This window comes from Glycomyces harbinensis, from assembly GCF_900101745.1.
Classification (GTDB): Bacteria; Actinomycetota; Actinomycetes; order Mycobacteriales; family Micromonosporaceae; genus Glycomyces; species Glycomyces harbinensis.
Genome location: NZ_FNAD01000001.1, coordinates 25565 through 44330, shown reverse-complemented (window position 1 = coordinate 44330; position 18766 = coordinate 25565). Strand labels below are relative to the sequence as shown.

16 protein-coding genes and 1 pseudogene are annotated in these 18766 nt (G+C 71.9%); 6 read left to right on the top strand and 11 right to left on the bottom strand.

Features of this window, described 5'->3' with window-relative positions; genetic code table 11:
• Window positions 1-6 precede the first annotated feature (6 nt).
• Complete coding sequence (locus tag BLQ63_RS00195) at window positions 7-627, bottom strand: DUF4333 domain-containing protein (RefSeq protein WP_177154719.1); 621 nt, start codon at window positions 625-627, stop codon at window positions 7-9.
• Between the two features lie 288 nt (window positions 628-915).
• On the opposite strand from BLQ63_RS00195, the gene BLQ63_RS00190 reads away from it, so the two are divergent.
• Window positions 916-1452: a twin-arginine translocation signal domain-containing protein gene (locus tag BLQ63_RS00190; protein ID WP_091027148.1), complete on the top strand. Its 537-nt coding sequence runs from the start codon at window positions 916-918 to the stop codon at window positions 1450-1452.
• Between the two features lie 61 nt (window positions 1453-1513).
• Here the strand turns inward: BLQ63_RS00190 and BLQ63_RS00185 are convergent, their stop codons facing one another.
• Window positions 1514-1990 carry an RDD family protein gene (locus BLQ63_RS00185; RefSeq protein WP_091027147.1) on the bottom strand — a complete coding sequence of 159 codons (477 nt, stop codon included), beginning with the start codon at window positions 1988-1990 and terminating at the stop codon, window positions 1514-1516.
• A 211-nt stretch (window positions 1991-2201) separates the two neighbouring features.
• On the opposite strand from BLQ63_RS00185, the gene BLQ63_RS00180 reads away from it, so the two are divergent.
• Entirely contained in the window at window positions 2202-2384 is a 183-nt protein-coding gene (locus BLQ63_RS00180; RefSeq protein WP_091027146.1) for a hypothetical protein, read from the top strand.
• A gap of 22 nt (window positions 2385-2406) precedes the next feature.
• Here the strand turns inward: BLQ63_RS00180 and BLQ63_RS00175 are convergent, their stop codons facing one another.
• The 4 genes and pseudogenes from BLQ63_RS00175 to BLQ63_RS00160 all read right to left on the bottom strand — a co-directional run bounded on the left by BLQ63_RS00175 (window position 2407) and on the right by BLQ63_RS00160 (window position 8292).
• Window positions 2407-4851 (bottom strand): ATP-binding protein, encoded by a 2445-nt coding sequence (locus tag BLQ63_RS00175; protein ID WP_091027145.1) that lies wholly within the window; start codon window positions 4849-4851, stop codon window positions 2407-2409.
• Window positions 4852-4882: 31 nt separating this feature from the next.
• Window positions 4883-7090 (bottom strand): annotated as a pseudogene (locus BLQ63_RS29735) (MMPL family transporter); the annotation flags it as partial.
• A 140-nt stretch (window positions 7091-7230) separates the two neighbouring features.
• Entirely contained in the window at window positions 7231-7833 is a 603-nt protein-coding gene (locus BLQ63_RS28160; RefSeq protein ID WP_177154718.1) for a hypothetical protein, read from the bottom strand.
• A gap of 102 nt (window positions 7834-7935) precedes the next feature.
• Window positions 7936-8292: a histone-like nucleoid-structuring protein Lsr2 gene (locus tag BLQ63_RS00160; protein ID WP_091027144.1), complete on the bottom strand. Its 357-nt coding sequence runs from the start codon at window positions 8290-8292 to the stop codon at window positions 7936-7938.
• Window positions 8293-8514: 222 nt separating this feature from the next.
• Here BLQ63_RS00160 and BLQ63_RS00155 point away from each other — a divergent pair, with 222 nt between their 5' ends.
• Window positions 8515-8949, top strand: coding sequence for a VOC family protein (locus BLQ63_RS00155; RefSeq protein WP_091027143.1), 435 nt, complete (start codon window positions 8515-8517; stop codon window positions 8947-8949).
• A 16-nt stretch (window positions 8950-8965) separates the two neighbouring features.
• Here the strand turns inward: BLQ63_RS00155 and BLQ63_RS00150 are convergent, their stop codons facing one another.
• Entirely contained in the window at window positions 8966-11989 is a 3024-nt protein-coding gene (locus BLQ63_RS00150) for an alpha-mannosidase (protein ID WP_091027142.1), read from the bottom strand.
• A 201-nt stretch (window positions 11990-12190) separates the two neighbouring features.
• Between BLQ63_RS00150 and BLQ63_RS28155 the strand changes: the two genes are divergently transcribed.
• The 3 genes from BLQ63_RS28155 (at window position 12191) to BLQ63_RS00140 (ending at window position 13860) form a co-directional block, all read left to right on the top strand.
• Window positions 12191-12349: a hypothetical protein gene (locus BLQ63_RS28155; RefSeq protein ID WP_177154717.1), complete on the top strand. Its 159-nt coding sequence runs from the start codon at window positions 12191-12193 to the stop codon at window positions 12347-12349.
• Window positions 12350-12529: 180 nt separating this feature from the next.
• The gene (locus tag BLQ63_RS00145; RefSeq protein WP_091027141.1) at window positions 12530-12910 is read left to right on the top strand and encodes an STAS domain-containing protein; all 381 of its coding nucleotides are present in this window, start codon (window positions 12530-12532) and stop codon (window positions 12908-12910) included.
• Entirely contained in the window at window positions 12907-13860 is a 954-nt protein-coding gene (locus tag BLQ63_RS00140; protein WP_091027140.1) for a sensor histidine kinase, read from the top strand. The genes BLQ63_RS00145 and BLQ63_RS00140 overlap by 4 nt, the downstream gene beginning before the upstream one ends.
• A gap of 72 nt (window positions 13861-13932) precedes the next feature.
• Here the strand turns inward: BLQ63_RS00140 and BLQ63_RS28150 are convergent, their stop codons facing one another.
• The 4 genes from BLQ63_RS28150 to BLQ63_RS00125 form a co-directional block, all read right to left on the bottom strand.
• A complete protein-coding gene (locus tag BLQ63_RS28150; RefSeq protein WP_177154716.1) occupies window positions 13933-14082 on the bottom strand; it encodes a hypothetical protein in 150 nt (49 codons plus the stop codon).
• A 198-nt stretch (window positions 14083-14280) separates the two neighbouring features.
• Window positions 14281-15405, bottom strand: a complete 1125-nt coding sequence (locus BLQ63_RS00135) for a DUF4185 domain-containing protein (RefSeq protein WP_091027139.1) — start codon at window positions 15403-15405, stop codon at window positions 14281-14283.
• A 52-nt stretch (window positions 15406-15457) separates the two neighbouring features.
• A complete protein-coding gene (locus tag BLQ63_RS00130) occupies window positions 15458-16615 on the bottom strand; it encodes a GDSL-type esterase/lipase family protein (RefSeq protein WP_091027138.1) in 1158 nt (385 codons plus the stop codon).
• The gene (locus BLQ63_RS00125; RefSeq protein ID WP_091027137.1) at window positions 16612-18759 is read right to left on the bottom strand and encodes a glucosidase family protein; all 2148 of its coding nucleotides are present in this window, start codon (window positions 18757-18759) and stop codon (window positions 16612-16614) included. The genes BLQ63_RS00130 and BLQ63_RS00125 overlap by 4 nt, the downstream gene beginning before the upstream one ends.
• Window positions 18760-18766: the final 7 nt, after the last annotated feature.

Here is an 18766-nt window from a genome sequence, read left to right as displayed (position 1 = left end):
CTGGAACTAGTTCGGAGTGTCGGCCAGCTCGGCGGTGAAGTAGAACTGGTTGCCCACGACGCTGTCGATGGTGATGGTGATGGTGTATCGGTCCGCGCCGTCGACCAGCTCGCAGTAGTGAATCGCACCCGCGTACATGCTCACATCGGTACGGCAGTCGATCTCGGGGAGCGAACCCCACTGCTCGACCAGGGCGTCCGCGACGGCCTTGGAGAACTCCTCGGCGGTGACCTGAATGGTGCCGCCGTCGTCGGCCGGCGCCGAGGACTGGGCATCGGCGGGGTCGGTCGACGGGGCTTCGCTCGGCGCGTTGTTGGGCTCGGAGGCCACCTGCACGTCGAAGTCCCACTCGTCGCCGTTGACGCCGTTGAACGTGACGGTCGCGTCGAACTCCGAACCGGTCGAGGCGACGGTCACGAGGCACTCGACCTCCTTGCCCTCGGCGACTTCGATCGCCTCGTCGCCGCAGTCGACCTCGGGGCGCTCGCCGATCTCGCCTTCCAACGCGTCCGCGGCCGCCTCGGAGAGGTCCGCACCGGAGACGGTGGGCTCGGATCCGAAGCTGCACGCGGAGAGCCCGATGACGGCGAAGGCGAGCGGCAGGACGGCTGCATTTCTGATGGGCACTGTGAAGCCTTTCAATCGGAGTGAAGCTCTGCCCATTCTGTCCCCTGTCAGCGGGTTCTGCGAGGCGGAGCACCGGCGGGATACCGGCGGGAATTCCCGGCCGACGCGTAAAACCCGGGCGGGGCGGCCCGTCGATCGGCTCCGGTACGGGCCGAGTACGGGTTTCGGTGTCGGATCGCGTCCACCGGCCCGTCCTAGCCTCTGGGAACGGGTCGAAGTCCCGTCGCCCAACCGGCGTCGAGGCGTCGGCCGGACCTCCCGTTCTCGAATCCCCTCAAGGAGACGCACATGACCGACCAACAGGAACGACCGAACATCTCGCGGCGCCGCCTGATCCAGGTGGCGACCGTCCTCCCCGCCGCGGCGATCCCCGCGCTCGTCGTCGCCAGTCCCGCCGAAGCCGCCTACAACGGCAACATCCGGCGCTCCGAAGTGCTCCTGCGGGCACGGAACTGGTACAACCGGGACATCTCATACAATCAAGGCAGGCGTGCCTCGGACCGCGAGGGCAACCACACCTACCGTCAGGACTGCTCGGGCTTCGCCTCGATGAGCTGGCACAGCCCCACCCCCGGGCACAGCACGCGCAGCATCCCGAACATCTCCTCGGTGATCGACTGGGCGGACCTCAAGCCCGGCGACGTCATCAACAAGTACGACTACCACTGCATGATCTTCGAGAAGTGGACCACGCCGTCCGGGTCGATGCGGCTCTACGAGCTGACGACCGCCGTCATGGGCATGCGCTGCAAGACGTACACCATCTCCAACCTGAGGGCGGCCGGATACCTGCCGCGCAAGTACCACAAGATCGTCTCCGGCTGATCGACCTGCCGCGAAGCGCCGGTGCACCGGGTTCGGTGCGCCGGCGCATCTGCGCACGGGTTCAGCGGGGCGGCAGCGAATAGCCCTGGACGTGCAGTTGGCGGGTCCGCGCCATGTCGATGCTGGTCCGCTGCAGGCTGCCGCCCGCGAGACCGCCGCCGGTGAGCGCCCCGAGGATCGCGGCGGGCAGCAGGATCAATCGCACGAACATGGCCCAGGGGCCCTTCGCGCCGATGCGGCCGCCGTCGCTCACCCGCACCAGGCGGGTGCCGGTCCACATCGCGCCGAGCGCGCGGCCGTTCCGGAGGCACAGGCCGTACAGCAGCGGCAAGACCAGCCACCAGGCGATCATGACCAGCGCGATCACGGCGTCGTCGAGGCCCCGGGACATGTCGACCGCCACCAGCGCCACGACGCCGGCGACAAGCCCCAGCACGAACACCGCGAAGTCGATCAGCCAGGCGAAGCACTTCGTCCAATTCCCGGCGGGGACATAGGGGGTGCCGTTGCCGAACCTCTCGACCTTCTTCGCTGCCATGGCGGCGACTGTAACGCGTGAGCACGGTCCGCCGCACTCGCGATCCCCGCGCCGACCTGCGCACAGGCGCACTTCACGAGGCCGCCGGGCGCGATTCCTGCCGCTTTCCCGCCGGTTCTCCGCCTCGATTCCGCAGCCGCCTGCTGATGTACTCGGCGTACGGATTTCGCAGCGGCTTCTGGTCGCCCGGATGAATGGAGGACACATCGCGGTGCCCTACGGTGCAAGGCCGCGCATCCGCACCGGTGTCCACGTCTCGAACGCGCCGCTGGAGACCGCCGCCGGACTGCTCGCGGACCGGACGGCCACGACGCGGCCGGGCCCGCCCCGACGGCGGTGGGGCGTGATCACCGGGCCCAAGCGGTTCCGGGCCGTGGTCGGTCGCCGTGCCTAGGGGCGTTTCCGGCGGCGGCGTTTCACGTCGAGAGTGCTCGCAGCTGTTCGGCCACCGCGGCCGCCTCGGGCACTTCGCAGGACGCGTAGCCGCCGGCGGCGCGCCGCAGGTGCTCCAGCGCGGTCGGCATGTCGCCCTTCTCGCGGTAGGCCTCGGCCAGGCCGTGGTGGGCCCGCGCCAGCTCATAGGCGTCCTCTGTGGAGGATGCCAGGGCCGCGGCCCGCTCGTGCTGGTCGATCGCCTCCTCGATGCTCCCCGCGGCGGTGAGGGCGCGGCCGAGGTCGTTGCGGGCGGAGCGCTCCAGGGACGGGTCGACGAGCTTCACCGCGTGCTCCACGGCCCGGTCGAGATGGCCGGCCGCCTCGTCGTAGCGGCCCAGCCGCAGCAGGTCCTCCCCGAGCTCGATGAGCGTCGCGGTCACATCGGCCTTGACGCCCTCGCCCCGGTACGCCTTGAGGCTGGCCACGTGCATGTCCACGGCCCGCGCCGGGTCGCCCCCTTCGCGGACCAGGACGCCGCGGAAGACCTCGATGCGGATGCGGTTGTGCTCGTCGCCGGCGTCGAGCCGCCGCTCCGCCGCCGAGAGCAGGCGCTCGGCCTCGTCGAAACGGCCGAGGCGCAGCAGCGGCACGACCGTGTTCGTGCGGATGAGCGCCGCCGCGGCCTCGTCCGCGGCCTCCTCCGCCTGCGCCAGCGCCGCCTCGTGCATCGCGACGGATTCGGCGAACCGCCCGGACCGCCGGTGGAGGACGCCGATGTTGGCCAGCGTCAGCGCCGCGTCGCTGAACTCGCCCAGGTCCCGTTTGAGCGCGACGGACCGCTCGAGCAGGTCGATCGCCTCGCGGTGCCTGCCCGCGGCCAGGAGCTGGCGGCCCGCATCGCCGAGGGTGAAGGCCTCCTTGCGGGCGTCGCCGGTGCGGCGGGCGATGTCCAGCGCGATCCGGTTGACCGTGGCGTGGGGGCCGACGTCCGGATCGTGGACGAAGAACGCGTTGAACGCGGCGGCGAGGTGCCAGGCCTGCTCGAGGCGGCCGTCGTGGGCCGCCGCGACCACGGCGGCCTCCAGGTTGCTGCGTTCGGTCTGGAACCACGCCAGGGCGTCGGGCTGGTCGGCGAAGCCGGGGAGGTCGGTGCCGTGTGCGGCCGCGCCCTCGGTGAACCGGCGCTTGTTGGGGTGCAGTCGGGCGGCCGCCTGATAGGCGAAGTGGAGGTAGGCGCCGACGAGCCGGCCGGTCGCCGCCTCGAGTTCGGCCGCGGTGTCCTCTTTCGCCGCGAGCCGGGAGGCGAACAGCCGCACCAGGTCGTGGAGGCGGTACCTGCCGGGGCTGCGGGTCTCGGCGAGGTGGACGTCCACGAGGGATTCCAGCATCGCGGACGCCTGCTCCTCCCCCGTCTCGCACAGCGCGGCCGCGGCCTGGACGTCGGCCTCGTCGCCGGGGATGAGGCTGAGCCGGCGCAGCAGGCGCTGGTGGTCGGCGTCGAGTTCGAGGTAGGAGGCGCGCAGCGCGGCGGCCACGCCGCGGTGGCCCATGTCGAGTTCGTCGAGGAGGCGGTCCTCGTCGGCGAGGCGCTCCAGGAGGTCCGCGGCGCCCCAGAGGGGGCGGCTGCGCAGGCGGGCCGCCGCCAGGCCCATCGCCAGGGGCAGGCGCCCGCAGCGCTCGGCGATCGCGACGGCCTCGGTCACGGTGGTGCGGCCCGCGGCGGCGGCGCCGATCATGGCGACGGCTTCGCGGATCGGCGGCGGCTCCAGCGGCACCGAGTACGATCCGGCCAGCGAGGACAGGTCCCTGCGGCTGGTCGCCAGGACGAGGCCGTCGGGCGTGCCCGGGAGCAGGGCCTCGACCTGTTCGGCGCTCGCCGCGTTGTCGAGGACCACGAGCACGCGGCGGTCGGCGAGGATGCTGCGGTAGCGGGCGGTGAGTTCGTCGATGTCCGCGGGCAGGGTGCGGTCGGCCAGGTCGAGGCCGCGCAGCACGCGTGTCAGCACCGATTCGAGGTCCTGGCGGGGTCCGACGGTGTGGGTGAACCCGTGGAGGTCCACGAAGAGCTGCCCGTCGGGGTACCGGGGGGCGAGGACGTGGGCGACCCGCACGGCCAGGGAGGTCTTCCCGACGCCGGCCATGCCGTGGACGGCGACGACGGTCGCGCCGTCGTCGACCGCGGCGACGAGCGCGTCCAGGTGGCCTTCGCGCCCGGCGAAGGCCGCGAGCGCCCGGGGCAGCTCGCGGGGCACCGTCTCGATGTGATCCGGTGCCCCGGTGAGCAGCGCCTGCTCCCCCGATTCCAGGCCCAGCGCCGCGGCGATGAGCCGCAGCGTCTTCGGTTGCGGTCGCACCTTGCCCGACTCGATGTCCCGGATGGTGCGCGTCCCGATGCCCGCCTTGAAGGCGAGCTCTTCCTGAGTCATCATCGCTTGGAGCCGGAGCGGCCTGAGGTTGCTGCGGACGTCGGGCGCTAGGTCGGGCATTCCACCATGATAAGTCGGCCCGGCGAGCAATAGGACGAACCGACGCGGGCGCGGCCCAGCCCGAGGGCCAGCGTCCGATCCGGTCGACCATCGCCATCAGGGCCGGCAGGAGCATGACCCGGACGATCACGGCGTCCAGCAGGACGCCCAGTGCCAGGGCGAATCCGAGCTGCTTCATCTCGATGCGGTCGATGAAGATGAAGGCCACGAACACCGACATCATGATGACCGCCGCGCTGGTGACCACGCTGGCCGAGGAGAGGATGCCCTGGTGGATCGCTTCCCTGGGGGTGAGGCCGCGTTTCGCCGCCTCTCTGATCCGGCTCATCACGAACAGCTGGTAGTCGAGCGAGAGGCCGAAGAGGATCGCGAAGACCATGAGCGGGGTGCGGGAGCCGATGAAGCCCGGGGAGTCGAAGTCGAGGAGGCCTTCGGCCCACGTGTGCTGGAACACGAGCACCAGTGCGCCCCAGGCGGCCAGCGTCGACAGGAGGTTCAAGACCATGCTCAGGAGCGCGAACACCGGTGAGCGGAAGGCGATGAGCATGATGATGAACGTCGCCAGCAGCACGAACCCGACGACGAGGAACAGGCGCGCGGACTGGTGGCCCGCGTAGTCCGCGGCGTAGGCGGGCTCGCCGGAGACGGCGAAGACGGCGCCGTCGATCTGTCCGATGGTCGCCGGGACCAGGTCGCCGCGCAGCAGTTCCAGTGACTCGGCGGCCCGGGGGTCGCTGGTGGCGTAGGGGATCGGCAGGTCCAGCCGGACCGCGGTGCCGTCCTGGGAGGTCATGAGGCGGGGCCGGTCGGTCTCGGCGAACAGCGCGTTCCCTTCGGTGCGCGCTTCGAGTTCGGCGACGGCCGCGGCGAGTTCGTCGGCGTCGGCGGGGTCGACCTGGGCGATCACCGAGTGGGTGAGTCCGGCCGCGGGGAAGGCGGCGACGAGCGCGTCGTAGGTCGCGATGGTCTCCAGCGACTTGGGGAAGGACTCCTTGCCTTCGACGCTGGTGGTCATGCCCAGGGCCGGGACGGCGAGGCCGCCGATGATGAGCAGGCCGATGGCGGCGGTCGCGGCCGGGTGTCGCAGGGACGGGCGCAGCAGCGCCGTCCAGACCCGGTTGCGGTCGGGTGTCGCCTTGCGCCGCAGGAGCCTGCCGCCGTCGATGCGGCGGCCGGTCTTGACCAGGAGCGCCGGGAGCACGGTCAGGGAGCTGATCACGGCGATGGCGACGACGATGATGCAGGCGGTGGCGATCGAGGAGAAGATGACGTCGTCGACCAGGTAGAGGCCGGCCAGCGACACGATCACCGCGATCCCGGAGGTCACGATGGTGCGCCCGGCGGTCTCGGCGGCCGCCTCGACCGCGGCGGCGAGGCTGAGGGTGCCGCCGGAGCGGGCCCGTTCCTCGCGGACGCGCTTGAGGTAGAAGAGGGAGTAGTCGACGCCGACGGCCATGCCGATCATCGCGAGCACGCTGGTGACCGCGCCGCCGGCGTCGGGGAAGAAGTGCGAGCTGAGGGCGTACACGCCGAGCGCGGCGATGATCGAGCTGATCGCCAGGACCAGCGGCACCCCCGCCAGCAGGAGCGATCCGAACACGACGAACAGGATGCCCAGCGTGATGGGGAGCGTGAACCGCTCGACCTGTCCCAGCTGGACGCCCAGTTGCGTGTTGAGCTCGTCGGAGAGCGACTTGCTCCCGGTCTGGGCGATGTCGAGCCCGGGGTGGTCGCCCTGCACCGCGGCGGTGGTCTCCAGCAGCGGGTCGATGTGGTCGGCGGCCTCGTGGGCGGGCATGGACATGGTCACGGCGAGCATGACCGCGTCGCCGCCGTCAGAGGTGACCGGTTCGGTGACCTCGGCGACCTCGTCCAGGGCGCTCATGCGCGCGCTCAGGTCGGCGGCGGCCGCGGCGGCGGCCTCGGGTTCCAGGGCGCCGTCGGGCGAGGTGATGAGGATCTGCTCGACGGCAGGCGAGGAGAGGCCGTTCTCCAGTGCCAGCGCCTCGCCGTCGCCGGCTTCGCCGATCCAGTAGTCGGAGAACGCGACCTGGTTGGTGCCGGCGGCGGTGCCGGCGCCGAAGCAGACGATGACGAACAGGGTCCAGGCGACGATCGCCTTCCAGGGGTGGGCGGCGCTCCAGGAGGCGACGCGGACGGTGAACGACCGGCGCTTCGCGGCGGTCGGGGGCGGGGTGGTCGTCGAGGCCGTCGGCGCTCGATCGGTATGGGCTTCCATATGGACCGACGCTAATGAGAATGTCCGCCCGGGTCACTCCTGCTGGCCCTACCCCGCCCGGTGGGGTCCACCCGAGCAGCGTTGGGGCGGACGGCGAGAGGCGCGCCGGATGCGGTTCCGGCGCGCCTCTGGCGATCGGGTCAGATGACCTGTCCGGTCTGGGACTGGAAGGAGTCGCCTTCCGGGGCGGCGTCGGAGCGGACGGTGTCGAGGAAGCCGTCGCCGTCGGTGTCGGTCAGGACCGTGTCGGCGACGCCGTCGCCGTCCGAGTCGATCTCGATCTCGTCGACCAGGCCGTCGCCGTCGTAGTCGGTGGCCGCGACGTCGGCGTACCCGTCGCCGTCGGTGTCGGTGACGACCTGGTTGATCACGCCGTCGCCGTCGGTGTCGTAGGAGACCTGGTCCACGATGCCGTCGCCGTCGGTGTCCGACTCGTACGTGTCGACCTTGCCGTCGCCGTCGGTGTCGGAGATCGCGGTCTCGAAGACGCCGTCCCCGTCGGCGTCGATGAGGACCTCGTCGGAGATGCCGTCGCCGTCGTGGTCGGTGGCGATCGCGTCGGCCTCGCCGTCGCCGTCGGCGTCGATGAAGGTCACGCCGTCGGCGGTGACGGTCTCGTCGGCGTAGCCGTCGGCGTTGAGGTCGAAGACCTCTTCGACGTGCGAGAGGCCGTGCGAGTCGTCCTCGACCGGGGTCTCCTCGGCGGCGTCGGCGTCGTAAGGGGTCTCGTCGTACTCGCTCATGGCTGCCATCCTCGACTCGTGTTCCGTACTGGGTCAGTGGGTGAAGCGTATGGCCTGCGGGGCGGGTGCTGAATCCCCCGAAAGTGCCAACGGGTCTCGGCGTCAGGCGGCCTCGCCGTGGGCGGCCTCGTACTCGGCGATGACGGTGTCGGAGATCTTGCCGCGGGCCTTGACCGGCAGTCCCTGGGCCTCCGCCCAGCGGCGGATGTCGAGGTTGCGGTCGCGGTCGCCGCGGCGCACCGCGCGCTTGGGCGCCACCGCCGCCGCGCTGCGCGTGGAGTAGCCGCCGAGGCGGGTCCCGAACTCCTGATAGGCCGTCAGCCGGTCGCGCAGCTCGTCGGCGTGCGCGGTGGAGAGGTCGATGCTGTAGAGGTAGCCGTCGATGCCGAACTCGACCGACTCCGCGGCCTCGCTCCCGTCGATGTCGTCGGTCAAGGTGACCACAGTCTGCTTCGCCACGGTATGTCTTCCTAACAGGATTATCAAGGGCCGCCGGAGCGACGCAATGCAGTCGATTGAACACGAGCCTGCATCGGTTGTCAGTGGCCGCATGTTCCGAATTCGACAGTAATCTTCGCGCACATCGTAGCGAAGCCGAACACCTATCCGACAGGGTCGTCGTCCCCCGTCGCGCATGGCGACCGAACGGCCGGAAATCGCCACTCGGATAGGATTCCGCCCATGAACCCATCCGCCGACGGGCCCGCGCTGCACGGCCTCCTGCACCATGTCGAATTGTGGGTGCCCGACCTCGATCGGGCCGCCGCCTCATTGGGGTGGCTGCTGGAATCGCTGGGCTACGAGCCCTTCCAGGACTGGGACGCGGGCCGCAGCTGGAGGCTCGGACCGTCCTATGTGGTCGTGGAGCGGTCGCCCGCGCTCACCGGCGAGCGCCATGACCGGTGCGCCCCCGGCCTGAACCACCTCGCGTTCCACGTGCGCGACGACGTCGAGGTCGAGCGCCTCGCGGCCGAGGGCGCCGACCACGGATGGACCCTGCTGTTCGCCGACAGGCATCCGTTCGCGGGCGGCGCCCACCATTTCGCGGCCTACCTGGAGAACCAGGACGGATTCGAGGTCGAGCTCGTGGCCGGGAGCGTCACGGCCGGCGCCTGAGCGCCGGCGGCCGGGATCAGGCGCCCTCCCGTGCGATGCGCAGGGTGACGATCTGGAAGGGCCGCAGCGCGAGGGCCACCGACTCGGCGTCGCCCGAGCGCACGGCACCGGCCTCGACGGCGCGCTCGAGCAGGTCGGTCTCGACGGTCCCGCTCGATCGGAAGCCCAAGTGCAGCAAGGCGTCCGTGCGCGTCCCGTGCGCCTCGTAGAGCCGCACGACCACGTCGCCGGAGCCGTCGTCGGCCAGCTTGACCGTCTCGACGACCACGGCCGGGTTCTCGACGCTCACCAGCGGTTCGACCGCGGCGGCCTCCGTGCGCCGCAGCGGCAGGTTGAGCCGGTACCCCGCGCGCACGGCCTCGGCGACCCCGCCCGGGACCAGCGCGGTGCGGAAGACGTGCTCGCCCTGGTCGGCGATCGGGTCCGGGAACAGCGGCGACTTCAGGAGCGTCTGGCGCACCACCGAGAAGGTGCCGCCGCCGCGGCGCGGATGGCGCGTCACGTCGTGCCCGTAGGTCGCGTCGTTCGCCACGCCCAGGCCCCAGCCGGACTCGGCCACGTGCACCCAGCGGTGCGCGCAGGTCTCGAACCGCGCCTCGTCCCAGCTCGTGTTCGTGTGCGTGGGCCGCTCGATGTGCCCGAACTGGATCTCCGAACGCGCCGAGGCGGTGTGCACGTCCACGGGGAACGCGAACTTGAGCATCCGCTGCTGCTCGTGCCAGTCGACGGCGGTCTCGACGTCGACCGCGCGGCGCCCGGCCTCGACGGTGAACGTCTGCGTCACCGCGGAGGCGCCGAAGGTCCGCACGGTGCGGATCACGGCGCGCTCGCCGCCCTCCTCGACCACCGACACGCTGTCGGCGGCGGCGAGGTCGCGGGCCGAACGCCGGTACTCGATGTCGACGTCCCAGGCGTCGTAGTGCCTCGGCGTGTCCGTGAACAGCTGAAGCAGGCCGCCGCGCTCGCCGGGCGGGACGGTCTCGCGCCCCGTGGCCCGGTCGACGAGCGAGGTGATGAGCCCGTCCCCGTCGAGCACCAGGACGACCTGGTCGCTGGTGACCGTGATCGCCTCCGGGGTCTGCTCGACCGCGACCGAGCCGGAGACCAGGCGCGGTCCGACGCCGAACGCGGGCACGCCGTCGAGCGCGTACGGACCCGAGTTCACGAAGCGGTCGCCCGGCTCGCGGGCGCCGAGGGCGGCGACGGCGTCGGCGATCACCGGTTCGAGGTCGGCCTCGACCTGGCCGTACTCCTTCTCGGCCTGGTCGTAGACCCAGCCGATCGAGGAGCCCGGCAGGATGTCGTGGAACTGGTTGAGCAGCACGGTCTGCCAGGTGCGGCGCAGCAGCTCGGCCGGATAGGCCGCGCCGGTGCGCACGGCCGCGGTCGCCGCCCACAGCTCGGCCTCGTGCAGCAGCGCTTCACTGCGGCGGTTGCCGCGCTTGGTGCGGGCCTGCGAGGCGTACGTGCCGCGGTGGTTCTCGAGATAGAGCTCGCCGTGCCAGACGGGGCGGGACGCGTCCTCGGCCGCCGCCTCCTCGAAGAAGTCGATCGGCTTCGCCACGCGCACGGTCGGCGACCCTTCGAGGTCCGCGGCGCGGCGCGCGGCGGCCATCATCTCGCGGGTGGGACCGCCGCCGCCGTCGCCGAAGCCGAACGGCACCAGCGACATGTCGGCCCGGCCCTTGTCCGCGAAGTTGCGCTCGGTGTGCGCCAGCTCGGCGGGCGTCAGTTTCGAGTTGTAGGTGTCGACCGGCGGGAAGTGCGCGAAGATCCGCGTCCCGTCGATGCCCTCCCAGTCGAACGTGTGGTGCGGGTACGCGTTGACCTCGTTCCACGACAGCTTCTGCGTCAGGAAGAACCCGGCCCCGGCCGCCCGCGCGATCTGCGGCAGCGCACCGGTGTACCCGAACGAGTCGGGCAGCCACACCTCGCGGGTGTCGACGCCGAACTCCTCCAGGAAGAACCGCTTGCCCTCGACGAACTGGCGGGCCATCGCCTCGGCGCCGGGCATGTTCGTGTCCGACTCGACCCACATCCCGCCGACGGGCACGAAGCGGCCCTCGGCCACCCGGGTCCGGATGCGCTCGAACAGCTCCGGGTAGTACTCCTTGATCCACGCGAACTGCTGCGCCGAGGAGCACGCGAAGATCAGGTCCGGGTCGGCGTCCATGAGGTCGAGCACGTTGGAAAACGTGCGCGCGCACTTGCGGACCGTCTCGCGCACCGGCCACAGCCACGCGGAGTCGATGTGCGCGTGGCCCACCGCGTACACGCGGTGGGCGCTGCGGGCCGCCGGAGCGGCCAGCGCCTCGCGCAGTGCCGCCCGGCCGGCCTCGGCGGTGGCGCTCACGTCGCGCGGGTCCACGGCGTCGACCATCGCGTCCAGGGCCGCGAACAGCTCGGCGCGGCGGGGCGAGGACTCGGGCGACTCCAGCGCCAGGCCGCGCGCGGTGGCGACGTCCTGGAGCAGCTCCCACACCGGCAGGTCGCGGTGGACGACGGCGATGCGCCCGAGCCGGTAGATCGGGTCGTCGGACGCGGTCTCCCAGCGGCCCAAGGGGGTCGGTGCGTACCGCTCGCCTGAGGTGAACACGTCCGGGTTCGCGGCGGCCTCGATGTAGAGCGCGAAAGTCCCGCCGGGCGCGAGGTCGAGGCGCACGTAGTCGTTCTTCGGCTCGATCGCCTTGAGGGTGCGCCCGGCGGTGTCGAAGACGAGGGCCTCCACTTGGAAGCCCGCCCCGTCCCCGATGAAGCCGGGGTCGACGACGAGCTCGACGTCGGCGGCGTCGGCAGCCCAGTCGGCGGGCACGGTCCCGGTGACGCGGAACCAGACGGTGCCCCAGGCCCGTCCCCACGCGTGCCCCTGCTCGACGGGGGTGTACGTCTGCGCGGCGGCCTCGCTGAAGGGCACCGGTTCCCCGGGGGCCGTCCAGGCCTCGATCCGGACCGGCGCGCTCGCCTTCTCCTGCGCGGGCTCGAGCCGTTCGCGCACGAAGCGGTCGAGGCGGGTCCGGATGGCGCTTTGCTGCTGATGCATGGGAACTCCTCGGTGGGGACGTGTCCTGAGCGTTCGAGTGCCGGTGCCGCGTGCGAGTCTAGGCCAACGCTTGCCGGATCGACACCCCCGAATTCCCGCCGGAATCTCGGCGGCGGTTTGGCGCACTGCCGTGCGGGCATGCCTCAGGTGAGAGCGCGGTCGGCCCCGGCATCGGACCGCCCGCGCGCGAAGGGAGTCGACATGGGCATGCTGCTCAAGAGTCTGGCCTGGACGGTGGCGCTGGCGGTCGTGAAGGGCGTGGTGGAGTACGCGCTGGACCGGCGCGCCGACGCGCGGGCCGCCGAGAGGCGCGCATCGGAGCCGGTCTCCGGCGGGAAGCGGACGCCCCGCAAGGGCTGAGGCGGCGCGTCGTCGCACGTGAACTCGACTCCGGTCCAGGTCGCGGCCGTCGGCCTTCGGACGCGCCTATAGTGGTATCCCGTGTCGCGATGTCCGCGACGCGGCAGGCGACGACCGCCTCTCGAGCGCACCGCGGCCCTGGGTGCGAGCGGGGCCCGAGCGCCGCACGGAGGTGGAGCGATGGCTGCGATCGACGAGGGTCGGCGCCCCAGCGGCGCCGAGGCGCCCCCGGGACTGCGGGACGGACCGCTGCGCGTGTCCCAGACCGCGGGCGCGCTGCCGGTCCTGCGCGCCTCCGGAGCGGTCGACCTCAACGGCCACGACGACTGGGGCCGCGCGCTGCGCACGGCGCCGCTCCACGACGGCGAGCTGCACCTGGACCTCACCGACCTGGCGTTCATCGACATGCGCGGGATCACCGTGCTCGTCGACGTCGCGCAGCGGCTCCCCGAGGGGGCGCGGATCGTGGTCCACCGGCCCCCGCCCTGCTTCGGCAGGATGATGGAGGTCCTGTGGCCCGGCGGCGTCGAGGCGATCACCGTCAAGGGGGACGCGCCATGACCGCCGCTTCCGGCGGCGCGGCCGCCGATCCGTTCGACCATCCCGCCCTGTACTACTCCGGCGGCCAGGAGTACCTGGACGGCACGGTCCCGTTCATCGAAGGGGGCCTGAGCGCCGGGGAGCCGGTCGCCGTCTCGGTGCCCGGGGCGAACCTGCGGCTGCTGCGGGAGGCCCTGGGCGACTCGGCCGAGCGCGTGCTCATGCTCGACATGACCGAGGAGGGCGCCAATCCCGGGCGCATCATCCCCGGCGTGCTGCGGGCGTTCGCCGACCGGCATCCGGATCGGCGCGTCCGGATCATCGGCGAGCCGATCTGGCCGGGCCGCAGCGAGGCCGAGTATCCGGCCTGCGCGCAGCACGAGGCGCTCATCAACCTCGCGTTCGCCGGCCGCGACGCCGCCATCCTGTGCCCGTACGACGTCGACGGGCTCGACGAGCGGGCCCTGGCCGACTCCCTTGCGACCCATCCGGCCCTGGTGGACCGCGACGGCCGCCGCCCCAGCGGCGAGTACGACCCCGAGCGCATCGTCGGCGAGTACAACCGGCCGCTCGAGGACCGGCCGCGGACGGCCCTCAGGCGGGCCGTCGACCGCTTCACGATCGACAACGCGCGCTGGTTCGTGACCTCCTACGGGCGCCGGGCGGGGCTCACGGCGACCCAGCTCATCGACCTGGAGATCGCCGTGACCGAGCTGCTGACCAACAGCATCTGGCACGGCGGGAGCACCGGGATGCTCCAGATCTGGACCGAGAAGGACCAGCTCGTGTGCGACATCTCCGACGCCGGGCACATCACCGACCCGCTCGCGGGGCGCCGCCCGGTGGACGAGGACCGGGCCTACGGGCGGGGCCTGCTGCTGGTCAACCACGTGGTCGACCTCCTGCGCACGTACACCGGCAAGCACGGGACCACGATGCGCATCCACATGCGCCTGCCCGCGAACGGATGACGGCGCGGACGATGCCCCGGCGGTGACCGCCGGGGCATCGGGTCGGCCTTCAGGGGAGCGGCCCCGGGCGGCTCAGCGGGCCGCTACCAGGCGCAGACTCCCGGAGCGGCCGTTGACCGGGCCGGATCCGCTCGTGGGCGTGTCGTCGCCGAACGCCGAGGTGCCGATCAGGGAGACCGTCGCCGCGGCGTCGAGGGTCCGTCGCACTTTCGGAATGCGCATGGGCGCTCCAATCTGAGGAATTCGATTGCTCGCCCATGACCCTGCTGTTCGGCCGCATGGAAACTGCACGGAATCTGCACGGACGGCTCGTGAAGGCCCCGGCGGAGCACGGCGAGACCGCCGGTCCGCATGTGCGGCGGACCGGCGGTCTCCGGGGGCCGGGTCGGGCCGCGACGGTCGGTCGGGCCCTGCCGGTGTCTAACGGCGGCGGTTCGGGAACTGCACGTCGACGTCGATGTAGCGGGGGCGGTAGAGGCGGGCGTCGGCGTACAGGTCGTCGCCCACGAAGCTGTTCACGTTGTAGGTGACCAGGAGTCGCCCGTCGCCGCCCAGCTGCGGGTGGGCCTTGGCGTTGTAGGTGAAGACGTTCCCGCCGGTCTCGGGGGTGGTGTACAGGACGGTCTTGTCCGTGTAGGGCCCTTCGAGGTCGTCGCTGCGGTAGGCCACGATCTTCGCGCTCAGCGCCTCGGTGGCGTCGCCGGTGACGAGCGTGAACTTCCCCTGGTAGCGCGAGACGCTGAACTCGTTCGAGACGCCTTCGAGGATGCGGCTGGTCCCGGTCGGGTCGTCCTGCCACTCCCCCGCGTTGAAGTACTCCCAGTCGGCGGTCGTCAGCGAGCCGGTCTCGACGCGGGCGAGGTGGGCGTACTTCTGGGCCTGGTCGTCCTCGACGCCGAAGACGTAGGTGTAGCCGTCCCGCGGGTCTTCGTAGATCGCCGAGCCCCAGTTCACGTCCGACTCGGGGAGTTCGGTGACCGAGGTGAGGCTCATGTCGTCGGTGTCGAAGGACGCGACGGCGTTGCCGGTGAACGCGAAGTCGAAGACGCCGGTCCCGGTCTTCACGAACTCCAGGAGCATGACCTGGAGCGTGTCGCCCTCGACCGTGCCGTCGCCGAACCAGTACCAGTTCTGCGACTCGTCGGCCCCGGCCACCTTCACCAGGGATGCGGGGGCGGCCTCGGTGCCGCCGGTGACGGTGGTGAGGTCGCCGCCGTCGTCCACGATGATCGAGTTGTGGAGGAACGGCGAGTCCAGGGGCCTGCCGCCGTTCTCGTCGACCTCGCCCATGAACGTGTCCGAGTAGAGCCACGCGGTCGAGCCGTCGGGCAGCGGGACGCTGTAGGCGGAGTCGGCGCCGGTCCAGCGGCCCGCGGTGTCGCCGTAGGTGCCGAAGCGCTCGGTCAGTTCCTCATTGACCGAGGCCGAAACGGTTGGGACGCAGGCGTTCGCGTCGGGCGCGGCGTGCGCGGCGGCCATGGGGACGGTCGCGGTCGCGAGCCCTGTCAACAGGGCCGCGGCCACTGATTGCGGTCGGAGGGTCATGATCTGCTCCTTTGCAGGTTCCGGGGCGCACCGGAGGGGCCGCCCCTAAGGTCTAGCCGGTCGTGAACACGGCGAGGACGCGTGCGAAGCGTTCGCCGATGAGTCGCTGCACGTCGGGGCCGGGGTGCAGGTTGTCGGGCAGCGGCATCGAGGCGGCGTCGCCGGCGCCGTACAGCGACAGGCCGTCGAGGTACTGGAGGCGGTGGTCGCCGTCGGCGCGGCGTCGATCCACTACGGATTCGAGTTCGGCGCGGACGACCCGCAGCGAGAGCTTGCCGGCCTTCACGTCCGCTTCGGTGCCGCCGGCGACGGACCACTCCTCATCGCGCTCCGGGTCCTGCACGGTGGGCCCGGCCGAGGACTCCACGGGCGCGCACCAGATCGGCGAGACGAGCACGATCGGCGTGTCCGGGTGCCCCTCGCGGATCGTGTCGAGAAAGCCGTCGACGGCGGGGCGGAAGGCGCGCAGGCGCATCACGTCGCCGTTGACGAGGTTGATGCCGATCTTGAGGCTGATGAGGTCGGCCGGGGTGTCGCGGATCGTCCTGGCGGTGAACGGATCGAGCATCGCGTTGCCGCTGAACGCGAGGTTCGTCAGCTCGGCTCCGGCCCGCAGCGCCGCGACCACCGGCCAGGTGCCCGTGGTCGTGTCGGCCCGGTAGCCGTGGCTGATCGAGCTGCCGTGGTGGACCCAGCGGAGGGCACCGGCACCGGGGACGGGAGCGACCGGGGCGTCGGCGCGCAGCGCCAGCAGCTCCACGGCGTCGTAGTACGGCAGCCACAGTTCGAGGTCGCACTCGCGGCCCTGGGCGAGCCCGGTGAACCGGGCCGTCCCGTCGGGCCCGGGCGCGATCTCGCCGGTCGGCCGCTCGAAGGAGAACACGTAGCGGGAGCCGATCGGGACCGCCGCGGACGCGACGACCGCGCCGCCTTCGGTCAGCTCGTAGACGCTCGGCGGCATGGGCGCCGAGGCGTCGGCCGCGATCCGCCGGCCCTGCACGTCCAGCTCGACGACGTCGGCGACCGTGCGGAGCGCGAGCCGCACGCCCGCGCCCTCCGCACTGGTCTGCACCATGAAGACGTCCGGGATCTGGCGCCTCGCCCACTGCGGCAGGCGGTGCGAGACCAGGCCGCGGCCGGTCGACTCGACCTCGACCGCGCCGCGGATCATCGCTTCCTCGATGGCGAAGGGCCGCAGCGGATTCGTCATGAAGCGTCGACCGCGCTGTCGACCACCGTGCCGTCCGCGTGGACGTCCACGAGGCGGTCCCCCAGGCGCAGGCCGCGCAGGACCGCGCCGGGGTCGAGGTCGGCGATGCACGCCTTCGACGTGTCGAGCCGATCGGAGCCGACCTGGGGATCGACGCCGAAGAACGACTCGATCACCAGGGCCACGTACGCACCGGCCGAGGAGCAGGCCCAGTCGTTGATGTACGGCATCTGCGGGGGCGCCTTGCGCGCGCCGCCGTTGACGGTGGGCATGGCCTCCTCGGTGAAGTGCGCCTGCCCGGGAGGGCCCTGGTTGGCCGAGCGGGCGAGCCCGGGGAGCCAGTCGATGGCGACCGAGGGCGCCCCGAGCGCGACGAGCGAGCGCGCCGCATCCGCCGGCCACGCCGGATAGGCGCCGTTCCACTGGTGGTCCGGTCGGACGCTGAAGCTCGCGTCGGGGTCCCATGGGGACAGTGAGCGCATCCACACCTCGGTCTGGAGCTCGCGCCGGTAGAACTCGACCATCTCGCCGCGCACGTGCTCGGGGAGGTCCGCGGCGATCGTGGTGCCGACGACGGCGAAGTCGTAGGTGTGGCGCACCGGGACGCGGGTGCCGTCCGGCTGCCGGGCCGCGAAGTGGCCGCTGCCGGGCACGTAGAGGTCGGTCACGGCCCCCACGAGTTCGTCGGCCTCGGCGGTGAGGGCCGCGGCCCCGTCCTCGTCCCCGCGGGAGGCGAGGATCGCCGCGACGGTGCGCAGGTTCCACACGTTCGCCGCGTTGAGGCTCGCGACCTCGTGGGTGTAGGAGCTCACGCATTCGAGGAGGTTGTCGATCTCGCCGTAGTCGGCCAGCGGGGAGGCGCCGCGCAGCTTGTGCCAGGCGTGGGCCCACTCGCGCAGGTGCTCGTGGACCGGCCGGCCGCCGGGCGTCTCCTCGATCAGCCCGGTGTCGCCGGTGAAGCGGAGGTAGTCGTTGACCAGGCGCGTCATCGCGTAGTCGTTGACCGAGTACCAGCGCCCGACCGGCCCGCCCGTGACCGAGGAGGTGCCGAAGTGCGTGTGGATGTCGGAGGCGATCCAGTGGCGCAGCTGGGTCTTCATCTCGTCAGGGTCCAGCAGCGCGTGCGTGATGGAGCTGAGGCTGTAGTCCCAGATGAACGTGGTGGTGGCCCAGTAATTGGGCATGAGGGTGTCGTAGCTGCGGCCCAGCACGTTGCCCGCGAAGTCGCGCCGGAACCAGATGGTCCCGAGCACCCCCCACCAGTAGAGGCGCCGCAGCGGCTCCGAAGTGGTCTCCAATGTGGGCAGGTGCCCGGAGAACTCGCCGTTGCCGGGCCGGAACGCCGCGTCGAGCTGCCGGTCCCAGAACGACTCGGCGGCTTCCACAGTGCCGGGGACGTCGGCGGCGATGCGGTCGAAGACCGCGGCGGCCGCATCCTGCGTTGCACCGACGGCGTGGACGTAGCCGAACCTGGCGGTCCCGCCGGGGGCGACGTCGAGCCGCACGGTGACCTCGCCGCCGCGCTCGATGCCGCCGATGCCGACCTCGTGTTCCGAAGCGGCGGGCGCGATCCCGGACAGGCGCACGACGGCGTCGGCGTCGACGCCCTGGACGCTCCAGGCCGTTCCCGACGCGTTCGCGAAGACCAGGCGCGAGGGGCCGATCGCGGCGGTGTTGGTCTCGCTCGGCGACTCGGCGTCCAGCCAGGCCTCCGCCGAGCGGGTCGCGCTGGCGGTGAGCGAGAGCGTGACCGGCACCGTCCGGGCGGTGTCGCCCGTGTTGGTGACGCTCACGTCGATGGCGACGCCGGTCTCGCCGGGGGCGCAGACCGTGTCGGTGACCAGGTCGAGGCCGGGCAGGGACACGCTGCGGCGCACGCGGTCGGGGCGCCACTCGTGGGTGATCGGGGCGCCGTAGGACTCGACCAGGCGTCCGTCCACGAAGCACGCCGCGGTGCGGGCGAGGCCCTGGGACACCGGCGGGAACGTGACGGCGCTGATCGCGGTCAGGTCGTGGTCGACCCTGGCGGTGCCGAGGAAGTTGGTGAGACCGCTCGGCGCGATCATGTCGTCGTAGTGGTGCGTGACCGGGTCGGCGGCGAGGTCGCCGACCGTGGGCACCGCGCTCAGCGGAACAGTGCGCATGGGGACC

Excerpts from the sequence above, each read along its gene's own strand:
- BLQ63_RS00190 (WP_091027148.1), top strand. The coding sequence starts at position 916 with ATGACCGACCAACAGGAACGACCGAACATCTCGCGGCGCCGCCTGATC.
- BLQ63_RS00185 (WP_091027147.1), bottom strand. The coding sequence starts at position 1,990 with ATGGCAGCGAAGAAGGTCGAGAGGTTCGGCAACGGCACCCCCTATGTC.
- BLQ63_RS00175 (WP_091027145.1), bottom strand. The coding sequence starts at position 4,851 with ATGCCCGACCTAGCGCCCGACGTCCGCAGCAACCTCAGGCCGCTCCGG.
- BLQ63_RS28160 (WP_177154718.1), bottom strand. The coding sequence starts at position 7,833 with ATGAGCGAGTACGACGAGACCCCTTACGACGCCGACGCCGCCGAGGAG.
- BLQ63_RS00155 (WP_091027143.1), top strand. The coding sequence starts at position 8,515 with ATGAACCCATCCGCCGACGGGCCCGCGCTGCACGGCCTCCTGCACCAT.
- BLQ63_RS00150 (WP_091027142.1), bottom strand. The coding sequence starts at position 11,989 with ATGCATCAGCAGCAAAGCGCCATCCGGACCCGCCTCGACCGCTTCGTG.
- BLQ63_RS28155 (WP_177154717.1), top strand. The coding sequence starts at position 12,191 with ATGGGCATGCTGCTCAAGAGTCTGGCCTGGACGGTGGCGCTGGCGGTC.
- BLQ63_RS00145 (WP_091027141.1), top strand. The coding sequence starts at position 12,530 with ATGGCTGCGATCGACGAGGGTCGGCGCCCCAGCGGCGCCGAGGCGCCC.
- BLQ63_RS00140 (WP_091027140.1), top strand. The coding sequence starts at position 12,907 with ATGACCGCCGCTTCCGGCGGCGCGGCCGCCGATCCGTTCGACCATCCC.
- BLQ63_RS28150 (WP_177154716.1), bottom strand. The coding sequence starts at position 14,082 with ATGCGCATTCCGAAAGTGCGACGGACCCTCGACGCCGCGGCGACGGTC.
- BLQ63_RS00135 (WP_091027139.1), bottom strand. The coding sequence starts at position 15,405 with ATGACCCTCCGACCGCAATCAGTGGCCGCGGCCCTGTTGACAGGGCTC.
- BLQ63_RS00130 (WP_091027138.1), bottom strand. The coding sequence starts at position 16,615 with ATGACGAATCCGCTGCGGCCCTTCGCCATCGAGGAAGCGATGATCCGC.
- BLQ63_RS00125 (WP_091027137.1), bottom strand. The coding sequence starts at position 18,759 with ATGCGCACTGTTCCGCTGAGCGCGGTGCCCACGGTCGGCGACCTCGCC.